Annotated in this window: 1 protein-coding gene; it reads left to right on the top strand. The window is 58.6% G+C overall.

The genetic code is table 11. The features are described from left to right. The first annotated feature begins 94 nt into the window (after positions 1-94). A complete protein-coding gene (locus PROAA_RS12960; RefSeq protein WP_186411743.1) occupies positions 95-709 on the top strand; it encodes a tyrosine-type recombinase/integrase in 615 nt (204 codons plus the stop codon). The last annotated feature ends 88 nt before the right edge of the window (positions 710-797 follow it).

Genomic DNA, 797 nt, shown 5'->3' with positions numbered 1-797 from the left:
TGGCCGATTGTACGCATAGAGCATCGCGCCGGAAAGCCGCCCGTCGCCCAGAAGGAGAACAATCAGACTCCGATCAACAACGAAGGAGTCTGTCATGGAATCCAATCAACACCGGGAACCCTGGAACAAAGGCAAGCTGGTTGGCCAGAAGCCGCCGCTAAAGCCGAAGGACATCTGGGCCATCCGAATCAACCTCCAGAACGCGCATCAGGTTCGAGACCTGGCGATGTTCAACCTCGCGATCGACAGCAAGCTGCGTGGCTGCGACCTCGTCAATCTCCGCGTCCGCGACATCGCGCACGGCAACCAGGTCTTGGCTCGGGCGATGGTCGTACAGCGAAAGACCCAACGGCCGGTTCAGTTTGAGCTGACAGAACCGACCAGAGCCGCAGTCACGGCATGGATAGAGAAGGCGAAGTTGAGGCCAGAACAATGCCTTTTCCCCAGCCGGCTCGCCAAGTCACCGCATGTTTCTACGCGGCAGTACGCACGGATCGTCCACCACTGGGTTGCCGCCATCGGCCTCGATCCGACGGTCTATGGCACGCACACGATGCGGCGAACAAAGGCCACGCTGATCTATAAACGCACGAAGAACCTGAGGGCAGTGCAGATCTTGCTCGGTCATTCCAAGTTGGAGAGTACCGTTCGATACCTTGGAATTGAGGTGGATGACGCGCTGGAGATCTCGGAGCAGACCGAGATTTAGCGGTCTGAGATGCGGTCACACGCTCGTCACTTCAATTGGCGGCGTGCGGCTGCTTTCCGGCGCGATGCCCTATGAGTACAATCGGCCA

Source organism: Candidatus Propionivibrio aalborgensis, assembly GCF_900089945.1.
In the GTDB taxonomy this organism is placed as follows: domain Bacteria; phylum Pseudomonadota; class Gammaproteobacteria; order Burkholderiales; family Rhodocyclaceae; genus Propionivibrio; species Propionivibrio aalborgensis.
The sequence above is the reverse complement of the archived record's forward strand: the minus strand, read 5'-3'. Positions and strand labels throughout refer to the sequence as shown.